Origin of the sequence: Xenococcus sp. PCC 7305, assembly GCF_000332055.1 — a bacterium.
GTDB lineage: Bacteria > Cyanobacteriota > Cyanobacteriia > Cyanobacteriales > Xenococcaceae > Xenococcus.
Map to the genome: position 1 here is coordinate 1 of NZ_ALVZ01000003.1, position 1,586 is coordinate 1,586.

Genomic DNA, 1,586 nt, shown 5'->3' on the forward strand with positions numbered 1-1,586 from the left:
CTTTATGACTTTCAATTTTTCCTGTACGACCTTTCTGGGATGTCTCTTTCAAAACTATTCGCTTTTTGCTTTCGTTCTGTGAGTAGGTCTCCCTTTAAAGGAGGTGATCCAGCCACACCTTCCGGTACGGCTACCTTGTTACGACTTCACCCCAGTCACCAGTCCTGCCTTCGGCATCCCCCTCCTTTCGGTTAGGGTAACGACTTCGGGCGTGACCAGCTTCCATGGTGTGACGGGCGGTGTGTACAAGGCCCGGGAACGGATTCACCGCAGTATGCTGACCTGCGATTACTAGCGATTCCTCCTTCATGCAGGCGAGTTGCAGCCTGCAATCTGAACTGAGGCTGGGTTTGATGAGATTCGCTTACGATTGCTCGCTCGCTGCCCTTTGTCCCAACCATTGTAGTACGTGTGTAGCCCAGGACGTAAGGGGCATGCTGACTTGACGTCATCCCCACCTTCCTCCGGTTTGTCACCGGCAGTCTCCTTAAAGTGCCCAACTTAATGATGGCAACTAAGGACGAGGGTTGCGCTCGTTGCGGGACTTAACCCAACATCTCACGACACGAGCTGACGACAGCCATGCACCACCTGTCTCCGCGTTCCCTAAGGCACTCTCAACTTTCATCAAGATTCGCGGGATGTCAAGTCCTGGTAAGGTTCTTCGCGTTGCATCGAATTAAACCACATACTCCACCGCTTGTGCGGGCCCCCGTCAATTCCTTTGAGTTTCACACTTGCGTGCGTACTCCCCAGGCGGGATACTTAACGCGTTAGCTACGGCACTGCTCGGGTCGATACAAGCAACGCCTAGTATCCATCGTTTACGGCTAGGACTACAGGGGTATCTAATCCCTTTCGCTACCCTAGCTTTCGTCCCTGAGTGTCAGTACAGGTCCAGTAGAGCGCCTTCGCCACTGGTGTTCTTCCCAATCTCTACGCATTTCACCGCTACACTGGGAATTCCCTCTACCCCTACCGTACTCTAGTTCATCAGTTTCCACTGCCTTCCCGGGGTTAAGCCCTGGTCTTTAACAGCGGACTTGATGTACCACCTGCGGACGCTTTACGCCCAATAATTCCGGATAACGCTTGCATCCTCCGTATTACCGCGGCTGCTGGCACGGAGTTAGCCGATGCTGATTCCTCAAGTACCGTCAGTTCTTCTTCCTTGAGAAAAGAGGTTTACAACCCAAAAGCCTTCCTCCCTCACGCGGTATTGCTCCGTCAGGCTTTCGCCCATTGCGGAAAATTCCCCACTGCTGCCTCCCGTAGGAGTCTGGGCCGTGTCTCAGTCCCAGTGTGGCTGCTCATCCTCTCAGACCAGCTACCGATCGTTGCCTTGGTGCGCTTTTACCACCCCAACTAGCTAATCGGACGCGAGCTCCTCTTCAGGCTAAATAAATTTCACCTTGCGGCACATCGGGTATTAGCAGTCGTTTCCAACTGTTGTCCCCGTCCTGAAGGCAGATTCTCACGCGTTACTCACCCGTCCGCCACTAAATCCGAAGATTTCGTTCGACTTGCATGTGTTAGGCATACCGCCAGCGTTCATCCTGAGCCAGGATCAAACTCTCCATGGTGAA

1 rRNA gene is annotated in these 1,586 nt (G+C 53.3%); it reads right to left on the reverse strand.

The window, feature by feature from the left end:
• Nucleotides 1-96 precede the first annotated feature (96 nt).
• A 16S ribosomal RNA gene (locus XEN7305_RS00020) occupies nt 97-1,583 on the reverse strand.
• Nucleotides 1,584-1,586: the final 3 nt, after the last annotated feature.